This is a genomic window from Azospirillum baldaniorum (genome assembly GCF_003119195.2).
Taxonomy (GTDB): Bacteria; Pseudomonadota; Alphaproteobacteria; order Azospirillales; family Azospirillaceae; genus Azospirillum; species Azospirillum baldaniorum.
Genome location: NZ_CP022262.1, coordinates 622661 through 639899, shown reverse-complemented (window position 1 = coordinate 639899; position 17239 = coordinate 622661). Strand labels below are relative to the sequence as shown.

Sequence of the window (17239 nt, the reverse complement as noted above, 5' to 3'; positions counted from 1 at the left end):
GCCAGCCGTTTTCCTGCGGGGCCGGCGCCCGTCAACGGCCGCCGGCGGCCCGGCGGGGAGGCCGCGCGGCTTCCTCCGGCGGAGCGGAGCGGCGGAAGGTGCTGAGTTCGGGGATGCGGTTCACCGACAGTCCGGCGACCCGGCAGGGCACCACCTCCAGCACCTGGAATCCGGCCTTGCGCGGGTAGCGGGCACTGACGCGCTCGCGCACCTCCCGTTCCGTTTCGGCGGTCAGGAGACAGCGGCGGATGCCCACCCAGCCGCGCTGGCCGGTCATCACGGTGGCCTCGCTCGGCAAGTGACGCACCGCGGCTTCCCAGAACCGGCCCGGCCGGGGTTCGGAGCGGTCGAACACGTGATAGCGCACGACCGGCGCGGTCTGCCTCGCCTCCAGTTCGTTCAGGGCGGCCTGCATGTCCTGCTCCGCCTTCTGGGCGCGCTTCTCGGCCTCGGCGTGCTTCTGGGTGATCTGGGAATAGGCGGTGGCGATGTCCTCCACGTCCTTCCCCACCTCCTCCATCTTCTCACGGATGCGCAGCTGGCCCTGCCGCAGACCTTCCAGCTGCCGCCGCCAGTAGCGGTTGGACAGCACCGTCAGCACCATCAGCCCAAGGCTGAGATAGAGCATCATCCCGGTCATGCCGCCGCTCCTTCCGCGTCGGGGTCGGGTGCCTGGGCGAGCGGGACGACCATGGTCGGCAGGACGCCGTTCTTCACGGTGAAGGCGACACGCGCCATCGCCGCCGCCTGATCGACGGAGTAGGTCCAGACGTGGGCGACGTTCGGATAGCTCCAGATCTGGCGGGCGAAGATCACGTCGCGCCGTTCGATGGTGGGGAACTCATCCTGCACCGCCAGCCGGACCCAGAAACAAGCGGCCTCCTCGCCGTCGCCCAGCTCATGCACGAACTCCACCTTGGTGAGTTCCAGCGCCCTGATCTCCGACAGCGCCTTCTGCCGTCGTCCGTTGCATTCGGTGGTGCGGGCCTGGAAGGCGGTCATTTCCTCCTGCCGCTGCTCCAGCTTGCGGGTCCATTCGCCCAGCGCCGTCTTCTTCCGGTCGTGCTGGCGCATCATCATGGTCTGGCGCGCCTTCTCCGACGTGATCTGCCCAACGTCGATGACGATGGACAGGCCGAGCGCCGCGGCGCTGGTGACCAGCAGAAGCATGCCCAGGAACTCGGCCGATAGAACCATTGGTGTACCTTATGGTTGCGGCGGAAGCTTCACGTCTCCTTTATTGAGGACCGGGAGCCACGACTTGGCACCGCGGTATTCCGTCGCACGGCCCGCCGCATGCAGACAGGAATATGTCGCGCGGTTGCAACAAACGGTCGATCGGGCTGAATTCCATTGATCTTTTCGGACCCATGCGCAAGCGTTCGGCCACAATGTCGCAGTGCTTGGACACAGTCCTGAAATGTTGCGCACCCCTGGTCACAGGACTGACATTTCCACCGTTTGAAGGGAGGACCCATGCTGGACCTGATGACTCGCAGCGACGAGGCGCTGGACACCATCCGCCGCACCTTTCCGGTGGCGCTCGGCGACTACGCGATGCCGGCCGGGGGCACCGGGCTGGTGATCGTCGACGAGGTGAAGGGGTTCGCCGCCGTCGGTTGCGGTCCGCTCGCCCCGGCGGCGCCGAACGCCCAGGTCGACCGCATGATCGCCGAGACGGACCGTCTGGCCCGCCGCTTCGCCGGGGCCGGCTGGCCGATCTGCGTCTCGCTGGACCGCCACGCCCCGGACAAGCCGGAGCCGCCCTATCCCCCGCACTGCCTGATCGGCACCGGCCATGACGAACTGGTGTCCGAATTGGCTTGGCTCGAGTCGGAGCCGTCGGCGACCCTGATCGCCAAGGACTGCATCAATTTTTTCATCGGCGCGACCGAACTGGGCGCGGGTGGCAAGGCCGGGCGCAACCGGCTGGTGGACTGGGTGAACGGCAACCGGCTGGTGTCGGTCGTCACCGTCGGCATCTGCACCGACGTGTGCGTGATGGATTTCGTCCTGACCCTGCTGTCCGCGCGCAACCACGGCATGATGCCGACGCTGAAGGACGTGGTGGTCTACGAGCCGGCCTGCGCCACCTACGACCTGCCGGAGGAGACGGCGCGGGACCTCGGCCTGCCGGAGACGGCGGCCCACCCGCAGGAGCCGGCGCACCACATGGGGCTCTACATGATGGCGTCGCGCGGCGCGCTGCTGTCCGACACGCTGCGCTGAGGCGAGGCAAATCAGGGCTTTCGCTTTTTCCAGGCGGCTCTGGTAACATCCCAGCGTGGCAAGGGTCCCGATCGTTCAACCGGCGTGCGGTGCCGGCGGAAACGGCTGGACGGCGCGGAGGCGTCGCACGTGGAAGAGCGATATCTGAGGGCGATCCGCAACGCGCTGGTCAAGCATCAGCAATGGCTGACGCGCGACCCCAGCATGAAGGGGCGCTGCGCCGACCTCAGCTTTCACAACCTGTCGGGTCTGGGGCTGCGCCGCATCAACCTCAGCGGCGCCAAGCTCAGCGGGGCGAACCTGAACAGCGCCCGGCTGTCCGGGGCCGTTCTGTCGCGCACCGACCTGTTCGGCGCCGACCTGTCCAAGGCCGACCTCACCGGCGCGTCGCTGGAGGGGGCCGACCTGCGCGGCGCGCGGGTGGAGGGCGCCTTGATGGAGGAGGCCAACCTGCGCGGCGCCGACCTGCGCAAGGGCATGATGCTGGGGGCGGACGAACGCAAGCCGGCGGGCAACGCCGACGGCAGCACCACCTTCATCGGGTCCAAGATGGCCCGCGCCATCCTGTCCGACGCGCGTCTGGCGCAGTGCGACTTTTCCGGTTGCGATCTCTGCGGCGCGACCTTTTCCGGCAGTGACATGACCGGAACCATCCTGATCGGCGCCAATCTGATCGGCGCGGTGATGGAGCGGGTGGAGATGCAGGGCGCCCTGCTGTGCGGCGCCCGGCTGGATGACGAACTGCGCCAGACGCTGGAGCGGCGCGGCATCGACGTCGACGGGACCGGGCTGGTCAGCCTCGCCGGGCGAATGGCCGACAGCATTTCCGCCCACCAGCTCTGGGTCGAGCGCAACGCCGCCGCCGGCCTCCGGCTGGAGATGCAGCGAGTCGACCTGCGCGGCTACAACTTCGCCAACCAACTCCTCGCCGGCAGCGTGATGCGCTTCTGCGGGCTGCGCGGGGCGGATTTCTCCGGGGCGAAGCTGGTCATGGCGGATCTGTCCTACTGCGACCTGCGCGAGGCGGACTTCACCAGCGCCGACCTGTCCGGCTGCAACCTGCGCGGTGCCAATCTGGCGGGGGCCAAGCTGTGGCGGGCGCGGCTGCGCCCGGTGGACCTCGCCGGGGACGGCAGCCGCCTGTGGCCGACCAACCTCGCCGAGGCCAGCCTGACCGGCGCCGATCTGCGCGACACCAGCCTCGCCCGCGCGATCCTGCACGGCACCGACCTGACGCGCGTCCGCGCCACGGCGGAAACGCTGCGCGGCGCCGACCTGAGCTTCGCCGTCGGGGTCGAACCGCAATACGCTTGAGGGTGGCTACGAGGCGTCGGCCACCCGGATGCGGCCCTGGATGATGGCCTCGCGCGCCTCCTCCAGCCGGTCCTTCATGGCGGGGGTGACCAGCGCGCGGTTGTTGTCGTCCAGCGCGTAATCGACGCCGCGCTCGGCCAGCCCCAGGGCGCGCGGGCCGGGGGTCCAGGCGCCGCTGCGGCCCTCCCCGAAGGCGCGCTCCACCGCCAGATCCACCCGCTTCAGCATCGAGGTCAGGATGGTGCCGGGGTAGAGGTGGTTCTGGTTGCTGTCCACCCCGATGGCGAGGCGCCCGCCATCCTTGGCCGCCGCGAAGATCCCGAAATTGGACACGCCGGCCCCGGCGAACACCACGTCGGCGCCGCGCTGGAACTGGGCCTTCGCCACCTCCGCCCCGGTGGTCGGGTCGTTGAAGGCGGCGGGGGTGGTGCCGACGAAATTGACCAGCAGGCCGATGTCCGGGCGGGCGTGACGGGCACCTTGCTGGAAGCCGGCGATGAATTTGCGGATCAGCGGGATGTCCAGCGCCCCGATGAAGCCGACGGTTCCCGTCCGTGAGGCCATGGCTGCCAGCATGCCGACGAGGAAGGACCCCTCCTGCTCCTTGAAGGTCACGGACTGGACGTTCGGTGCCTCCACCACCGCATCGACCAGGGTGAAGCGGACGGCGGGGTGCCTCGGCGCGAGGCTGGCCAGCGGCGCGGCGTAGTAGAAGCCGATCAGCGCGAGGTCGGTCACGCCGCGGCGCAGCAGGGCGGCCACCGCCTGCTCGAACTGCGCCGTGCTGGCCGGCAGATAGTCGCGGTAGGCGACCCCGGTGGCCTCCTTGAACCGCTCCGCGCCGGTGAAGGCGCCCTCGTTGAAGCTCTTGTCGAACTTTTGCCCGACCGCGTAGAGCAGCCCCGGCGCGAAGTCCTGCGCCCGCGCCGGAGCGGCGAGCGTGGCGAGGCCGGCGGCGCCCAGCGCCAGGACGGAACGGCGGGAGAGATGGGTTGTCATCGGGCGGGCTCGGCGGTCAGGATTTCGGACACCAGTGCCGCGTGCCGCGCCCGCAGCGGGGCGAGGGCAGGGCTGTCGGGCTGGGGCGGCTGGAGAACGAGCCGCGCGTCGGCGCGTCCGGTCGCGGCCAGGACCGCACCGGGGATGGCGTCGGCGGCGCGGCGCAAAAACTCCGCGAAGGCCTCGTCGGGCAGACCACTGTAAGGCGTCCCGTCGTTACCGCGCAGATTCAGAAACAGCAGCGTGTCGCCGAAGGCGGTGTAGCCGCCGCCCAGCCCCTCATGCTCCGCCGCGGCAGCGAGGAAGAAGCGCTGGGCGCGGTCCGGCGTCAGGCTACCCGCGGGAAAGCGGACCAGGGCATAGCCGGTGGCGCCGTCGGCGCTGTCGAAATCGGCCACCAGGACGCTGTCCTGTTCGAGGCTCCAGGCGATGGCCCCGGCCAGACGGTCGGCGGGACCATCCTCCAGCCGCAGGGTCAGGTGGAGCGACGGGTTGGTCCGGAGCTGGTAACCGCCCATCCGCAGGTCGGCGACCGCGGCCGCTCCATCCAGGCCGGCGGCGTCGAGAATGGCGGGCAGCAGCTCGGTCCGGGCTTGCTCGGTCAGGCGTTGCCGCGCCTCGTAGGACATGTTGAGCGGGGAGGCCGCGGGCACGGCCTCGAAGAACAGGTGCTGCGCCACCACCTGCGCGAAGGCGGGCGAGGCGCCGAGGAGCAGCGCGAGGGCGAGGATGTGACGGCGCACCGGCCGGAACTCCCGAACGAGAGGGGCAAGCGCAGTCTAGACGGGATGGGTGCGTTGACGCATAGGGTAATTGAATGACGCATGCGTCTGGACGAGTCGCGGGGGATGTGTGATAGCATCGCCGGCAACCGGCCAACTGCGGCGGAAGAACCATGGGGAGGGAAGCGACATGACGGACACCCGCACGCTGAAGGGCAAGACCCTGTTCATCACCGGCGCCAGCCGGGGCATCGGCAAGGCGATCGCGCTGCGCGCCGCCCGCGACGGCGCCAACGTCGTCATCGCCGCCAAGACGTCGGAGCCGCACCCCAAGCTGCCCGGCACCATCTTCTCCGCCGCGGAGGAGGTCGAGGCCGCCGGTGGCAAGGCGCTGCCGATCCTCTGCGATATCCGCGACGACGCCCAGGTGGCCGAGGCGGTGGCCCGCACGGTGGAGGCGTTCGGCGGCGTCGACATCCTGGTCAACAACGCCAGCGCGATCAGCCTGACCGGCACGCTGGACACGCCGCTGAAGCGCTGGGACCTGATGATGGGGGTCAACGGGCGGGGCACCTTCGCCTGCGCCCAGGCCTGCCTGCCGCATCTGCTGAAGGCGGAGAACCCGCACATCCTGACCCTGTCGCCGCCGCTGAACCTCAATCCGCGCTGGTTCCAGCACCACACCGCCTACACCATCGCCAAATACGCGATGAGCCTGTGCACGCTGGGCATGAGCGCCGAGTTCCGCGGCAAGGTCGCCGTGAATTCCCTGTGGCCGCGCACCATCATCGGCACGGCGGCCATCGCCATGCTGAAGGGCGCAGCCGAGTTCGACAATTGCCGCAAGCCGGAGATCCTGGCCGACGCCGCCCACGCCATCCTGACCCGCGACGCCAGGACCTGCACCGGACACTTCTTCATCGACGACGAGGTGCTGGCGGAGGAGGGCGTTACCGACCTGGAGCCCTACGCGGTCAAGCCGGGCGTCCCGCTGGCGCCGGACATCTTCCTGGATTGAGGGCGGTCCAACGGGGCCATGAAATCTGTCGAAGTGGCCGTGCCGTGGCTACCCCTTTTGCGTCCTGTGAACGCTCTTGGCGCAGAGCAGCGTTCCCACGATATCACAAGCATCGGCCGCCGGTTTCGATTACACTGCGGTTTGTTTGCTCCCCAAATCGAAAGGGACCCTTTTCGCCGATCGGCTGATCCCCGGATTCAATCCGCCAACCGGCAAGTGTCCGCACGTCCCTTTCCAGCTTGTTTTCACACACCGTCCGGTTGGGGCGGAGCGGATGCTCGAACAGCGTCAAACACTGAGCTTGTCCCAGAACAATCGGTTCATTCCGGAGCTCTTATGACCATCGAGCTGCACACCTTTACCGTTACCCTGAATCACTCGGAAGCAACGGCGTACAAGAGCTTGGCCGAGCATCGGGCCTGGGTTCGCACCGCGGTGTCCGACCTGTCGGAGGTGCTGCGCACCGCCGGCATGGGCGCGGAGGCCCGCCTGCGCGGGCACGACCGCTGCGGTCACCTCGTCGTCGAGGCGACCGACACGGGTGCCGACTTCCTGCGCACCCTGCCGGCCATCGTCAGCGTGGAGGTCCACTGACCGGCGAAGCGCAACGGTCCAGGGACATTGTGAAGGGGGCCGGAGCGGCAACGCTCCGGCCCTTCCGCGTTACAGGCCCCTTTGTTACAGCCCCTTCTTCGCGGCATCCCTCAGCCGGTGCAGGAAACGCTCGGCGCGGGCGAGTTCGCTCAGCTCCACATACTCGTCGGGCTTGTGGGCCTGCTCGATGTCGCCGGGGCCGCAAACCACGGCGGGGATGTTGGCGATGCTGGTGAACAGAGCGCCCTCCGTGCCGAAAGCCACCTTGCCGTGGCCGTTCTGCTCGGCGAGGTTCTTGACCAGCGTCACCTCCTCCGACTCCGGCGGGGTGTCGAGCGCCGGGCTGTCCGACAGGGTTTCCCAGGAGAATCCGGCATCGGGGCGGACGGCGCGCATCTCCGGTTCCAACGTCTTGGCGAAGTCCCGCAGCTCCTTCAGCATCGGCGCCACCGGATGGTCGGCGAGATGCCGGATCTCGAACTCGAAGGAGGCGTCGGAGGGGACGATGTTGCGGGCGGTGCCGCCCTCCATCACCCCGGTGTGCACCGTGGTGTAGGGAATATCGTAATCGTGGTCGAACGGCCCCTGCTCGGCGAAGCGGCGGCCCATCCCGCGCAGGAACGACACCAGCTCCGCCGCGTACTCCACGGCGTTCACCCCCTGCGGGGCGAGCGAAGAGTGGCAGGCGTGGCCGTGGACGCGGCAGCGCAGCGCCACCTTGCCCTTGTGGCCGACGATCACCCGCATCCGCGTCGGCTCGCCGACGATGCACAGGCGCGGCTTGACCGCCATCCCGGCGAGCTGGGTCAGCAGGCCGGGCACGCCGAGGCAGCCCAGCTCCTCGTCGTAGGAGAAGGCGTAATGGACCGGCGTCGTCAGGTTGGCGGCTAGGAAGTCCGGCGCCATGGCCAGCGCCGCCGCGATGAAGCCCTTCATGTCCGCCGTGCCGCGCCCGAACAGCTTGCCGTCGCGCTCCGTCAGGGTGAAGGGGTCGCTGGACCAGTCCTGGTCGTCCACCGGCACCACGTCGGTGTGGCCGGACAGGCAGACGCCGCCGCGGTCCATCGGGCCGATGGTGGCGTAGAGGTTGGCCTTGGTCCGCTCCTCGTTGAACACCAGCGTGCTGGACACGCCCAACTCCGCGAGATGGTCGCGGATGTAGTGGATCAGGTCGAGGTTGGAGTTGCGGCTGGTCGTGTCGAAGGCGATCAGGTCGCGCAGCAGCTCCAGCGTGCGCGGGCTGCACGCGGATGGGCCGGCGGGATCGGGTGAGGGCATCATGGACCTGTGGTTTCGTTCAGATGGCAGGCGGACCAGCGCCGGGGCGCGATCTCGCGCAGGGCCGGGCGTTCCGCTGAACAGCGTGGCATCGCGTGTGGGCAGCGCGGATGAAAGGCGCAGCCCGACGGCGGGTCGAGGGGCGATGGAATCTCTCCGCGGATCGGCGCGAACCGCCGCTTCTCCACGGACACGCGCGGCGCCTCGTCCAACAGCGCCTTGGCATAGGGATGATTGGGTTTGTCGAACAGCTCCGGTGTCGGGGCCAACTCCACGATTCGTCCAAGATACATGATCGCGGTGCGGTCGGAAATGTGTTCCACGACGCCCAGGTCGTGGCTGATGAAGAGATAGGTCAGCGACAGCTCTTCGCGCAGGCGCATGAACAGATTGATGATCTGCGCCTGGATCGACACGTCGAGCGCCGCCACCGACTCGTCGCAGACCAGCACGTCCGGCTTCACCGCCAGCGCGCGGGCGATGCCGATGCGCTGCCGCTGCCCGCCGGAGAACTGGTGCGGGTAGCGCCGCAGATAGGCGGGGTCCAGCCCGACCTGCCGCAAGGTCGCGGCCACATAGTCCTCCGCCTCCCTCCGCGGCACCAGCCCATGGACCACCGGCGCCTCGCCGACGATGTCGGCCACGCGCAGGCGCGGGTTGAGCGATGCCATGGGGTCCTGGAAGACCATCTGGATCTTCAGGTTGGCGTGATGGCGGTCGGCCGGGGACAGCTCCCGCAGGTCGCGGCCGCGCCAGCGCAGGGTGCCGGCGCTGGGCGGCAGGATGCCGGCGACCATGCGGCCCAGCGTGCTCTTGCCGCAGCCGGATTCGCCGACCAGCCCGACCACCTCGCCCTCGGCGATGGACAGGTCGACGCCGCTGACCGCCTGCACCGCCCGGTCGTCGATGGCCGCCCCCAGCCGGCGGGCGAAGCGCTCCACCACGTCCAGCTTGCGCGAGAAGCGTTTGGTCAGCCCATTCAGCTCGATGATCGGGGGAGTGGTCATGCGGCGTCTCCCCGGACTTCGGCCGCGACGGGGTTCCAGCAGCGCCAGGCGCGGTCCTCCCGCTCACCGCTCAGCTCCGGCATCACAGTGCAGGCTCCGGTGGACCGGTCGCAGCGCGGGCGGAAGGCGCAGCCCTCCGGCAGGTCGAGGACGGAGGGCGTCATGCCGGGGATGGAGCGCAGCGGCACGCCGCGCCGGTTGCGGCTGGGCACCGACTCCAGCAGGCCGCGGGTGTAGGGGTGGCGCGGGTTGCCGATGATCTCGGCCACCGTCCCGGTCTCCACCACCCGCCCGGCGTACATCACCGCCACCCGGTCGGCCAGCGCCGACACGACGGCGAGGTCGTGGGTCACCCAGATCAGCGCCGTCCCCGTCTCGCGGCAGAGCGTCTGCACCTCGAACAGGATCTGCGCCTGGATGGTGACGTCGAGCGCGGTGGTCGGCTCGTCGGCGATGATCAGGTCGGGGGAGTGCAGAAGGGCGATGGCGATGGCGACGCGCTGACGCATCCCGCCGGAGAACTGGTGCGGATAGGACGCCAGCCGCTCGTCGGGCGAGGCGATGCCGACGCGGGCCAGCGCCCGGCGCGAGCGCTCCCACGCCTCCGCCCGGCTGACCTTGTCATGAGCCCGTACGGCCTCGACCATCTGGGTGCCGATGCTCAGCACCGGGTTCAGCGTCATCATCGGGTCCTGGAAGATCATGGCGATGCGCCGCCCGCGGATGGCGCGCAGCCGCTTCTCCCCGGCGCCCACCAGATCCTCGCCTTGGAACAGCACCCGGCCGCCGACCACTTGGCCCGGCGGATCGACGAGGCCGAGAATGGATTGCCCGGTCACCGACTTGCCGGAGCCGGACTCGCCGACTAGCCCGAGGATCTCGCCGCGGTCGAGCCGCAGGTCGACCCCGTCCACCGCCTTCACGGTGCCGGCGCGGGTCAGGAAATGGGTCTTCAGCCCGTCGACGCGCAGCAGAGGTGCGGTCATCGCGTGCCCCCTCTCAATGATTGAGCCGCGGGTTGAGGACGTCGCGCAGCCGGTCCCCCACCAGATTGATCGCCACGATGGTGACCAGCAGGGCGAGGCCGGGGAACAGGCTGACCCAGTAATCGCCTGAGAGCATGTACTGGTAGCCCGACGCGATCAGCATCCCCAGCGATGGCTGGGTCACCGGCACGCCGACGCCGAGGAAGCTCAGCGTCGCCTCCAGCGCGATGGCGTGGGCGACCTGCACCGTCGCCACGACGATCAGCGGCGGCAGGCAGTTGGGCAGCAGGTGGCGCATCATGATCCGCCGGTGGGGCAGGGCAAGGCATTGCGCGGCCTCGATGTACTCCTTGCGCCGTTCCACCAGGGCGGAGCCCCGGATGGTGCGCGCGTAGTAGGCCCACTGCACGGCGGCCAGCGCGACGATGACCTTGTCGACCCCCTTGCCCAGCAGGGCCAACAGGATCAGCGCGATCAGGATGGCCGGAAAGGAGAGCTGGATGTCGACCAGCCGCATGACCAGCCCGTCCACCCGATCCCCCGCATAGGCGGCGAGCAGCCCGACCGCCACCCCGACGGCGAGCGCGATCAGCGTGGCGACCACCCCGACCAGCAGGCTGGTGCGCAGGCCGAAGACAATGGCCGACAGCATGTCGCGCCCCTGGTCGTCGGTGCCCAGCCAATAGGTCCAGCCGCCGCCGCCCAGCGATCCCGGTGCCATCATGCTGTCCAGAATGTCGAGCTGGGCGAGATCGTAGGGGTCCTGCGGCACCACCCAGCGGGCGAGCAGGGCGGCGAGCACGATCAGCACCAGCACCGCCAGCCCGGCCAGCGCCGTGCGCGACCGCGCGAAGTCCCGCGCCAGCCGCAGGAAGGGCGTCTCGACCGGCGGGGCCTTGGCAACGACGCTGCTCATGCCCGCCCTCCGCCCAGCCGGATTCGCGGGTCGAGCAGCGAATAGACCAGATCGACGATCAGGTTGATGACGACGAACAGCAGCACCGTCACCAGCAGGTAGGCGATCACCACCGGGCGGTCGAGCTGGAGGATGCTGTCGATCAGCAGCTTGCCCATACCCGGCCAGGCGAAGACCGATTCCGTGACCACCGAGAAGGCGATGACGCTGCCCAGCTCCAGCCCGAGGACGGTGACCACCGGGATCATGATGTTCTTCAGGATGTGCACCCCGACCACCCGCGCGGGCGCCAGCCCCTTGGCGCGGGCGAACTTCACATAGTCCTGCAAGGCGACCTCCCGCGTGCCGGCGCGGGCCAGACGGATGACCAGCGACAGCTTGAACAGGGCCAGATTGACCGCGGGCAGGATCAGATGGGCCAGCCCATCGGCGGTCAGAAAGCTCCACTGCACGCCGAACAGGCTGGCCGTCTCGCCGCGCCCGCCCGCCGGCAGCCAACCCAGAGTCACCGCGAAGGCCATGATGAGCATCATGCCCACCCAGAAGGTGGGCAGCGAGAAGCCGAGGATCGAGCCGGTCATGATGACCCGCCCGGCCAAGCTGTCCGGCTTCAGCCCGGCCCACAGCCCCAGCGGGATGCCCAGCACCACGGCCACCAGCATGGCGCAGAGCGCCAGCTCCAGCGTTGCCGGGAAGCGCTGCAGCACGAGGCCGAGCGCCGGTACTCCGTGCACGAAGCTGGTGCCGAGGTCGCCGTCGAGCGCGCTGTCCACGAAGCGGATGAACTGCTCGTGCATGGGCTTGTCGAGCCCCAGCCGGGCGATGGCGGCGGCGCGTTCGAACGCGTCGGCCTCGGGGCTGATGAGCACGTCGATGGGGTTGCCGATGGCGAAGATGCCGGCGAAGACCAGCACCGACATCGCCACCACGACGACCGCGCTCTGCGCCAGCCGCCGGAGGATGAAGACAAGCATGGATTTTAGCCCCTTAACCCTCTCCCCTCTGGGGAGAGGGTGGCCCGGAGGGCCGGTGAGGGGGATGCGCGTTGCGGAGCGTTCGGCAGAAGCGGAACCCCCTCACCCTAACCCTCTCCCCAGAGGGGAGAGGGGAAATGGAGGACCGCTCCACCTTTGCTACTTCGCCGGGGTCACCTTCTGGGCCAGCGTGTACTGGTCGGCGCGCGGTTCGTAGCTCAGCCCCTTCTTCATCGCCCAGACCGTCACCTCGTAATGCAGGGGAATGATGATGTCGGCGTCCACCGCCCGCTTCACCGCGGCCTGGAGCAGCTTCTCCCGCTTGGCGTCGTCCACGGTCGCCAGCGCCGTGTCCAGCATGCCGTCCAGCTCCGGGTCGGAATAGCTGGTGTAGTTGGTGGTGCCGTAGCCCTTCTCCTTGATCGGCGTGGCGATCAGCGCCTTCAGCGGCGACGACATCTCGCCGGAATCGGCGCCCCAGCCGGCCAGGAAGACGCTGTATTCCTGCTTGTTGCGCTTGGAGAAGAAGACGTTGGCGGTGGTCGCGTCGACCTGCGTCTGCACGCCGATGCGGGTGAACATCTGGGCGACCGCCTGGGCCACCTTGTCGTCGTTGATGTAGCGGTCGTTCGGCGTGCCGAGGGTGAGCTGGAAGCCCTTCGGGTAGCCGGCCTCGGCGAGGAGCTGCTTGGCCTTGTTGGCGTCGGTGGCGACGGTGACCTCCGGGTTGTTGCCATAGAAGCCGGCGGGGAGGTACTGATTCGCCGGCTCCGCCACGCCCATCATGATGCGCTTCACGATGGCGTCGCGGTCCACCGCCAGCGACAGCGCCTTGCGCACCTTCGGGTCCTTCAGCGGATTCTTGCCGTCGGTGCCGGTGATGGTCGGCGGGGTGTCCTGCACGCCCAGCGCCAGATAGATCACGCGGTTCGACTGGGCCTGGGCCAGGGAGACGTTGGGGGCGGACTTCAGCCGCTCGATGTCCTGCACGGGGGGCGATTCGATCATGTCCACGTCACCGGCGAGCAGGGCGGCGACGCGCGGCCCGTCGCTGGTGATCGGGCGGAAGACCACCGTGTCCCAGGCGGCCTGCGGACCCCAGTAGTCGGGGTTGCGCTCCAGCACCTGCCGGTCGCCCTTGGTGTAGGACTTGTGCTTGAACGGCCCGGTGCCGATCATCAGCGAGCCGTCGTTGAAGGCCTGCGTGGTCGGCCAGGAATCGGCCTTGCAGCCCGCCTTGTCGAAGGTGACGGCCTCGCCGCCCGCCGCCTTGGCGGAGATGATGCCGAAGGTCGACAGCTCCACCGGCAGAAGCGGATAGGGCTTGCCGGTCTTGATGATCAGGGTGTGCGGGTCCGGCGCCTCGATCCCCGCGATGCCCTTGGTATAGACGGTGAAGGAGGAGGGGCTGTTGGCGACGTTCGGGATGCGGCAGACCGTGTAGACGAAGTCCTGCGCCGTGAACTCGGTGCCGTCGTGGAACTTCACGCCCTTGCGCAGCTTGAATTCCCAGGTCGTCTCGTCGATGGCGCGCCAGCTTTCCGCCAGTTCGGGCTGGAGCCGCATCTTGGCGTCCATGCTGACCAGAGATTCGAACACATGCTTGCGGGCGCGCGTGTTGGGGCCGAGGTTGTGGTAGTGCGGGTCGAGCGCGCTCGGCTCCGCCGAGGTGCCGACCGTCAGGGTTGCGGCCTGAGACGGCGTTGGGGCCGCGGCCAGCAGGGCCAGGCAGGCCGCCGCCGGCAGGACTTGTTTCAAGGTTCCGGAACGCAGCGCATCCGCAAGACGCCGATGCCGATCACGTAAGGCCATCCCTCGTCCCCCTGATTGTACGTTTGATTTGTACCCGTGAAGCAGGCTCCCAGCCCTTGGGCCACGGTTGTTGCGGCCCGATTCTTGTCGTTCGGCTCGCCGCAAGCGGGGCGGCGGCATGTATGTGTTCAACGATCAGACCGTGAAACCATTGATCTGTCAACAGGGTCCGGTCTTCTGACCTATCCGGTTTTTCCCGATGGAAAGCTTTGGCAAACGGCTCCGGACGGGGCAGGATCGTTTCACCCGAAAATGCCAACGAAGAGAGCAAGGGGATTAGAGATGAAGACCTGCCAATCCTTCTACATCGGCGGCGCCTGGACCGAACCCGCGGCGGGCGCCACCGTGATGGAGGTGTTGAACCCGGCGACGGAGCAGGTGTCGGGCACCGTGGCGCTCGGCGGGCCGGAGGACGCGCAACGCGCGGTGGCGGCGGCCCACGCCGCCTTCGACGGCTTTTCCCGCACCCCCCTGAACGAGCGGCTGGAGCTGCTGGCCGCCGTCTGCGCGCTCTTCGAGAAGCGCATGGACGAGGTGGCCGACGCCATCACCGAGGAGATGGGCGCGCCGCTGGCGGCGTTGTCAAAGCCGGCGCAGGCCTTCATGGGGCTGGCCCATTTCAAGACGGCTCTGGAGGCCGCCCGCGAATACCCGTTCGAGCGGACCCGCGGCACCACCCGCATCCTGCGCGAGCCGGTCGGCGTCTGCGCCATGATCACGCCGTGGAACTGGCCGATCAACCAGATCGCCTGCAAGGTCGCCCCGGCGCTCGCCACCGGCTGCACGATGGTGTTGAAGCCCAGCGAGTTCGCCCCCTATTCGGCCTGGATCTTCGCCGAGATCCTGCACGAGGCCGGGGTTCCGGCGGGCGTCTTCAACATGTTCTACGGTGACGGCGCGGTGGTCGGCCCGGTCCTGGCCTCGCACCCGCTGGTCGACATGGTGTCGCTGACCGGCTCCACCCGCGCCGGGGCGTCGGTCTCCCACAACGCCGCCGACAGCATCAAGCGCGTGTCGCTGGAACTGGGCGGCAAGTCCGCCAACATCATCTGCGAGAGCGCCGATCTGACCAAGGCGGTGACCCACGGCGTACGGTCGATGATGTCCAACACCGGGCAGAGCTGCAACGCGCCGTCGCGCATGTATGTCCCGGCCTCCCGCCTGGACGAGGCGGAGACGATCGCCGCCCAGGTCTGCGCCCGTCTGGTGGTCGGCGATCCGCGCGGCGACCGCACCGGCGTCGGCCCGATCGCCAACCAGCGCCAGTACGAGCGGGTGCAGCGCCTGATCCAGGCCGGCATCGAGGAGGGGGCCACCCTGCTGTGCGGCGGTCCGGGCCGTCCGGACGGGCTGGAGCGCGGCTTCTACGCCAAGCCCACCGTCTTCAGCCGCGCCACCGACGGCATGACCATCATGCGCGAGGAGATCTTCGGCCCGGTCCTGACCATCCGCCCCTACGAGGACATTGAAGAGGCGATCCGCAGCGCCAACGACTCGCTCTATGGTCTGTCCGGCTATGTCTACGCGGGCACGGTGGACGAGGCGCGGGCGGTGGCGAAGCGCCTGCGCACCGGCATGGTGCATCTGAACGGCGCCTCCATTGACCTTGCCGCTCCCTTCGGCGGCTACAAGCAGTCCGGCATCGGGCGCGAGTGGGGCGAAGTCGGTTTCGAGGAGTTCCTGGAGACCAAGTCCGTCTACGGCAACGAACCGGCGGCGTAAGGGGCCGACCGGCGCTCGATGCTCCCTCTCCCGGTCTTCGGGAGAGGGTTTCGGGAGGGGGAAAACAGGTTGGGATGAGCGGCAAAAGGCCAGAATCAGCGCTCAGGCTCCTGTGCGGCGCAGCCCGAAGCCTTTTGATCCTCGGTGCGCTGGGCGGCGGGGTGGCCTGGGCCAAGGGGCCGCTCGACCGGACGGAGCCGGGACACATGCCGCCGGTGCCGCCCGGCGGCTATGACCTGCCGCTCTCGCCGCCGGTGGTCCAGTTCCCGCTGCCGCCGCAATGGGTGATGATCCGCTCCTCCCAGGACTGGCGGCACGCCGGGACCTTCGAGAAGGAACTGAGCAAGGCCTGCGCCGCCCGCCAGTTCCGGGAGCAGATGCCCCTGCGCTACCGCGCCATCTTCAAGGGCGAGGTTCTGGGCGTCGCCTTCGGCCATGGCCTGAACCTGCACGACCCGAAGAAGCAGGCAAACCGCCGGCTGATCTATCTCTTCCGCAACGGCGACAGCACCGGCTGCACCATCGTGTCGATCACCAACGAGGATGTGCGCGTCCTGAACGACGCGCAGCCCGCCGGAGCGACGAAGCGGTAGGGGTCATTCTTCTTCCGACCCGCCGCCGAAGACCTCCGCGAAGCTGGCGATCATGGCGGCGTCCACATCCTCCATGGTGACGAGGTGGCCGAGCGCGACGATGGAGGTCACCCCATGCTCGCTGATGCCGCAGGGGACGATGCCGGCGAAGTGCGACAGGTCCGGCTCGACGTTCAGGGCGACGCCGTGGAAACTGACCCAACGGCGCACGCGCACGCCGATCGCGGCAATCTTGTCCTCCTGGCCGGGCGCGCCGCCGTAGGGCTGCTTGTCCACCCAGATGCCGACGCGGCCCTCCCGCCGTTCGCCGCGGATGTTGAAGGCGGCCAGCGTGCGGATCAGCCACTCCTCAAGGTCGTGGACGAAGGCGCGGATGTCGGCGCCGCGCGTCTTCAGGTCCAGCATCACGTAGGCCACGCGCTGCCCGGGCCCGTGGTAGGTGAACTGCCCGCCGCGCCCGGCCTGATAGACGGGGAAGCGGCCCGGCTCCAGCAGGTCTTCCTCCCGCGCGCTGGTGCCGGCGGTGTAAAGGGGCGGATGCTCCAGCAGCCAGACCAGCTCCGGCGCGGCGCCGGCGCGGATGGCCTCGACGCGCGCCTCCATTTCGGCCAGCGCGTCGGGGTAGGGGACGGGCGTGTCGCTGATGCGCCACTCCACCGCTCGCGCCGGGAGGGCATTGGCGGTGGCAGCGGCATCGGCGGCGGGCGGAATAGGGGCGGTGAGATCGGTCATGCCGATGTTATGAACTTTCTTTGGCAAAAACGCGAGACACCGCTTGATCGGGCGATGGGGATCTGCTATTCCCCCGCTCCACCCGATGAGGGGAGCACTTCCCTCCTCGGTTCTACCAGCCTTGTGCGGTCGTGGCGGAATTGGTAGACGCGCAGCGTTGAGGTCGCTGTGGCAGAGATGCCGTGGAAGTTCGAGTCTTCTCGACCGCACCATCCCCCGGAAACGGGGGGTTCAGGCAAACAAACGAAAAGCCCGCCGGTCCATCGGACCACAGCGGGCTTTTTCGTTTTCAGACTTCCGTTTCCAGGCCGCCACGATCAGGACCATCCTCTCGGAGCCCTCG

General features: G+C 68.8%; 17 protein-coding genes and 1 tRNA gene. 7 read left to right on the top strand and 11 right to left on the bottom strand.

All coding sequences use genetic code 11. The features are described 5' to 3' along the window. Positions 1-31: 31 nt before the first annotated feature. Positions 32-640 (bottom strand): hypothetical protein, encoded by a 609-nt coding sequence (locus Sp245p_RS34260; RefSeq protein ID WP_014199910.1) that lies wholly within the window; start codon positions 638-640, stop codon positions 32-34. Then, positions 637-1197 carry a hypothetical protein gene (locus tag Sp245p_RS34255; protein WP_014199909.1) on the bottom strand — a complete coding sequence of 187 codons (561 nt, stop codon included), beginning with the start codon at positions 1195-1197 and terminating at the stop codon, positions 637-639. The genes Sp245p_RS34260 and Sp245p_RS34255 overlap by 4 nt, the downstream gene beginning before the upstream one ends. Positions 1198-1476: 279 nt before the next feature. Here Sp245p_RS34255 and Sp245p_RS34250 point away from each other — a divergent pair, with 279 nt between their 5' ends. Continuing rightward, entirely contained in the window at positions 1477-2229 is a 753-nt protein-coding gene (locus Sp245p_RS34250) for an isochorismatase family protein (protein WP_014199907.1), read from the top strand. 129 nt (positions 2230-2358) lie between these two features. Next, the gene (locus tag Sp245p_RS34245; protein WP_014199906.1) at positions 2359-3543 is read left to right on the top strand and encodes a pentapeptide repeat-containing protein; all 1185 of its coding nucleotides are present in this window, start codon (positions 2359-2361) and stop codon (positions 3541-3543) included. Between the two features lie 6 nt (positions 3544-3549). On the opposite strand, the gene Sp245p_RS34240 is transcribed toward Sp245p_RS34245, so the two are convergent. Both Sp245p_RS34240 and Sp245p_RS34235 read right to left on the bottom strand, forming a co-directional pair. After that, the gene (locus tag Sp245p_RS34240; protein ID WP_014199905.1) at positions 3550-4542 is read right to left on the bottom strand and encodes a BMP family lipoprotein; all 993 of its coding nucleotides are present in this window, start codon (positions 4540-4542) and stop codon (positions 3550-3552) included. After that, positions 4539-5285 carry a hypothetical protein gene (locus Sp245p_RS34235; protein ID WP_014199904.1) on the bottom strand — a complete coding sequence of 249 codons (747 nt, stop codon included), beginning with the start codon at positions 5283-5285 and terminating at the stop codon, positions 4539-4541. The genes Sp245p_RS34240 and Sp245p_RS34235 overlap by 4 nt, the downstream gene beginning before the upstream one ends. Positions 5286-5454: 169 nt before the next feature. Between Sp245p_RS34235 and Sp245p_RS34230 the strand changes: the two genes are divergently transcribed. After that, a complete protein-coding gene (locus Sp245p_RS34230) occupies positions 5455-6282 on the top strand; it encodes an SDR family oxidoreductase (RefSeq protein ID WP_014199903.1) in 828 nt (275 codons plus the stop codon). Between the two features lie 336 nt (positions 6283-6618). Beyond that, positions 6619-6876 (top strand): hypothetical protein, encoded by a 258-nt coding sequence (locus tag Sp245p_RS34225; RefSeq protein WP_014199902.1) that lies wholly within the window; start codon positions 6619-6621, stop codon positions 6874-6876. An 84-nt stretch (positions 6877-6960) separates the two neighbouring features. On the opposite strand, the gene argE is transcribed toward Sp245p_RS34225, so the two are convergent. From argE to Sp245p_RS34195, 6 genes are all read right to left on the bottom strand, one after another. Next, complete coding sequence (gene argE, locus Sp245p_RS34220) at positions 6961-8157, bottom strand: acetylornithine deacetylase (protein ID WP_014199901.1); 1197 nt, start codon at positions 8155-8157, stop codon at positions 6961-6963. Further along, a complete protein-coding gene (locus Sp245p_RS34215) occupies positions 8154-9161 on the bottom strand; it encodes an ABC transporter ATP-binding protein (protein WP_041814346.1) in 1008 nt (335 codons plus the stop codon). Before Sp245p_RS34215 ends, argE begins: the two co-directional genes overlap by 4 nt. Beyond that, positions 9158-10147 (bottom strand): ABC transporter ATP-binding protein, encoded by a 990-nt coding sequence (locus Sp245p_RS34210; RefSeq protein ID WP_041814343.1) that lies wholly within the window; start codon positions 10145-10147, stop codon positions 9158-9160. Before Sp245p_RS34210 ends, Sp245p_RS34215 begins: the two co-directional genes overlap by 4 nt. Before the next feature lie 13 nt (positions 10148-10160). After that, the gene (locus Sp245p_RS34205) at positions 10161-11063 is read right to left on the bottom strand and encodes an ABC transporter permease (RefSeq protein ID WP_014199900.1); all 903 of its coding nucleotides are present in this window, start codon (positions 11061-11063) and stop codon (positions 10161-10163) included. Continuing rightward, positions 11060-12037 carry an ABC transporter permease gene (locus Sp245p_RS34200; protein ID WP_014199899.1) on the bottom strand — a complete coding sequence of 326 codons (978 nt, stop codon included), beginning with the start codon at positions 12035-12037 and terminating at the stop codon, positions 11060-11062. The genes Sp245p_RS34205 and Sp245p_RS34200 overlap by 4 nt, the downstream gene beginning before the upstream one ends. A 159-nt stretch (positions 12038-12196) precedes the next feature. Continuing rightward, complete coding sequence (locus Sp245p_RS34195) at positions 12197-13795, bottom strand: ABC transporter substrate-binding protein (RefSeq protein WP_040138116.1); 1599 nt, start codon at positions 13793-13795, stop codon at positions 12197-12199. Positions 13796-14131: 336 nt separating this feature from the next. Here Sp245p_RS34195 and Sp245p_RS34190 point away from each other — a divergent pair, with 336 nt between their 5' ends. Then, positions 14132-15571, top strand: a complete 1440-nt coding sequence (locus tag Sp245p_RS34190) for an aldehyde dehydrogenase family protein (protein ID WP_014199897.1) — start codon at positions 14132-14134, stop codon at positions 15569-15571. A gap of 134 nt (positions 15572-15705) precedes the next feature. After that, complete coding sequence (locus Sp245p_RS34185; protein ID WP_109139319.1) at positions 15706-16164, top strand: hypothetical protein; 459 nt, start codon at positions 15706-15708, stop codon at positions 16162-16164. A gap of 3 nt (positions 16165-16167) precedes the next feature. On the opposite strand, the gene lipB is transcribed toward Sp245p_RS34185, so the two are convergent. Next, positions 16168-16896 carry a lipoyl(octanoyl) transferase LipB gene (gene lipB / locus Sp245p_RS34180; protein WP_014199895.1) on the bottom strand — a complete coding sequence of 243 codons (729 nt, stop codon included), beginning with the start codon at positions 16894-16896 and terminating at the stop codon, positions 16168-16170. Positions 16897-17021: 125 nt separating this feature from the next. Here lipB and Sp245p_RS34175 point away from each other — a divergent pair. Further along, positions 17022-17108 (top strand) — tRNA-Leu (locus Sp245p_RS34175). The last annotated feature ends 131 nt before the right edge of the window (positions 17109-17239 follow it).

Bases quoted from the DNA above. Each gene is read 5' to 3' on its own strand.
- Sp245p_RS34260 (WP_014199910.1), bottom strand. From the start codon at position 640: ATGACCGGGATGATGCTCTATCTCAGCCTTGGGCTGATGGTGCTGACG.
- Sp245p_RS34255 (WP_014199909.1), bottom strand. From the start codon at position 1,197: ATGGTTCTATCGGCCGAGTTCCTGGGCATGCTTCTGCTGGTCACCAGC.
- Sp245p_RS34250 (WP_014199907.1), top strand. From the start codon at position 1,477: ATGCTGGACCTGATGACTCGCAGCGACGAGGCGCTGGACACCATCCGC.
- Sp245p_RS34240 (WP_014199905.1), bottom strand. From the start codon at position 4,542: ATGACAACCCATCTCTCCCGCCGTTCCGTCCTGGCGCTGGGCGCCGCC.
- Sp245p_RS34230 (WP_014199903.1), top strand. From the start codon at position 5,455: ATGACGGACACCCGCACGCTGAAGGGCAAGACCCTGTTCATCACCGGC.
- Sp245p_RS34225 (WP_014199902.1), top strand. From the start codon at position 6,619: ATGACCATCGAGCTGCACACCTTTACCGTTACCCTGAATCACTCGGAA.
- argE (WP_014199901.1), bottom strand. From the start codon at position 8,157: ATGATGCCCTCACCCGATCCCGCCGGCCCATCCGCGTGCAGCCCGCGC.
- Sp245p_RS34215 (WP_041814346.1), bottom strand. From the start codon at position 9,161: ATGACCACTCCCCCGATCATCGAGCTGAATGGGCTGACCAAACGCTTC.
- Sp245p_RS34210 (WP_041814343.1), bottom strand. From the start codon at position 10,147: ATGACCGCACCTCTGCTGCGCGTCGACGGGCTGAAGACCCATTTCCTG.
- Sp245p_RS34205 (WP_014199900.1), bottom strand. From the start codon at position 11,063: ATGAGCAGCGTCGTTGCCAAGGCCCCGCCGGTCGAGACGCCCTTCCTG.
- Sp245p_RS34200 (WP_014199899.1), bottom strand. From the start codon at position 12,037: ATGCTTGTCTTCATCCTCCGGCGGCTGGCGCAGAGCGCGGTCGTCGTG.
- Sp245p_RS34190 (WP_014199897.1), top strand. From the start codon at position 14,132: ATGAAGACCTGCCAATCCTTCTACATCGGCGGCGCCTGGACCGAACCC.
- lipB (WP_014199895.1), bottom strand. From the start codon at position 16,896: ATGACCGATCTCACCGCCCCTATTCCGCCCGCCGCCGATGCCGCTGCC.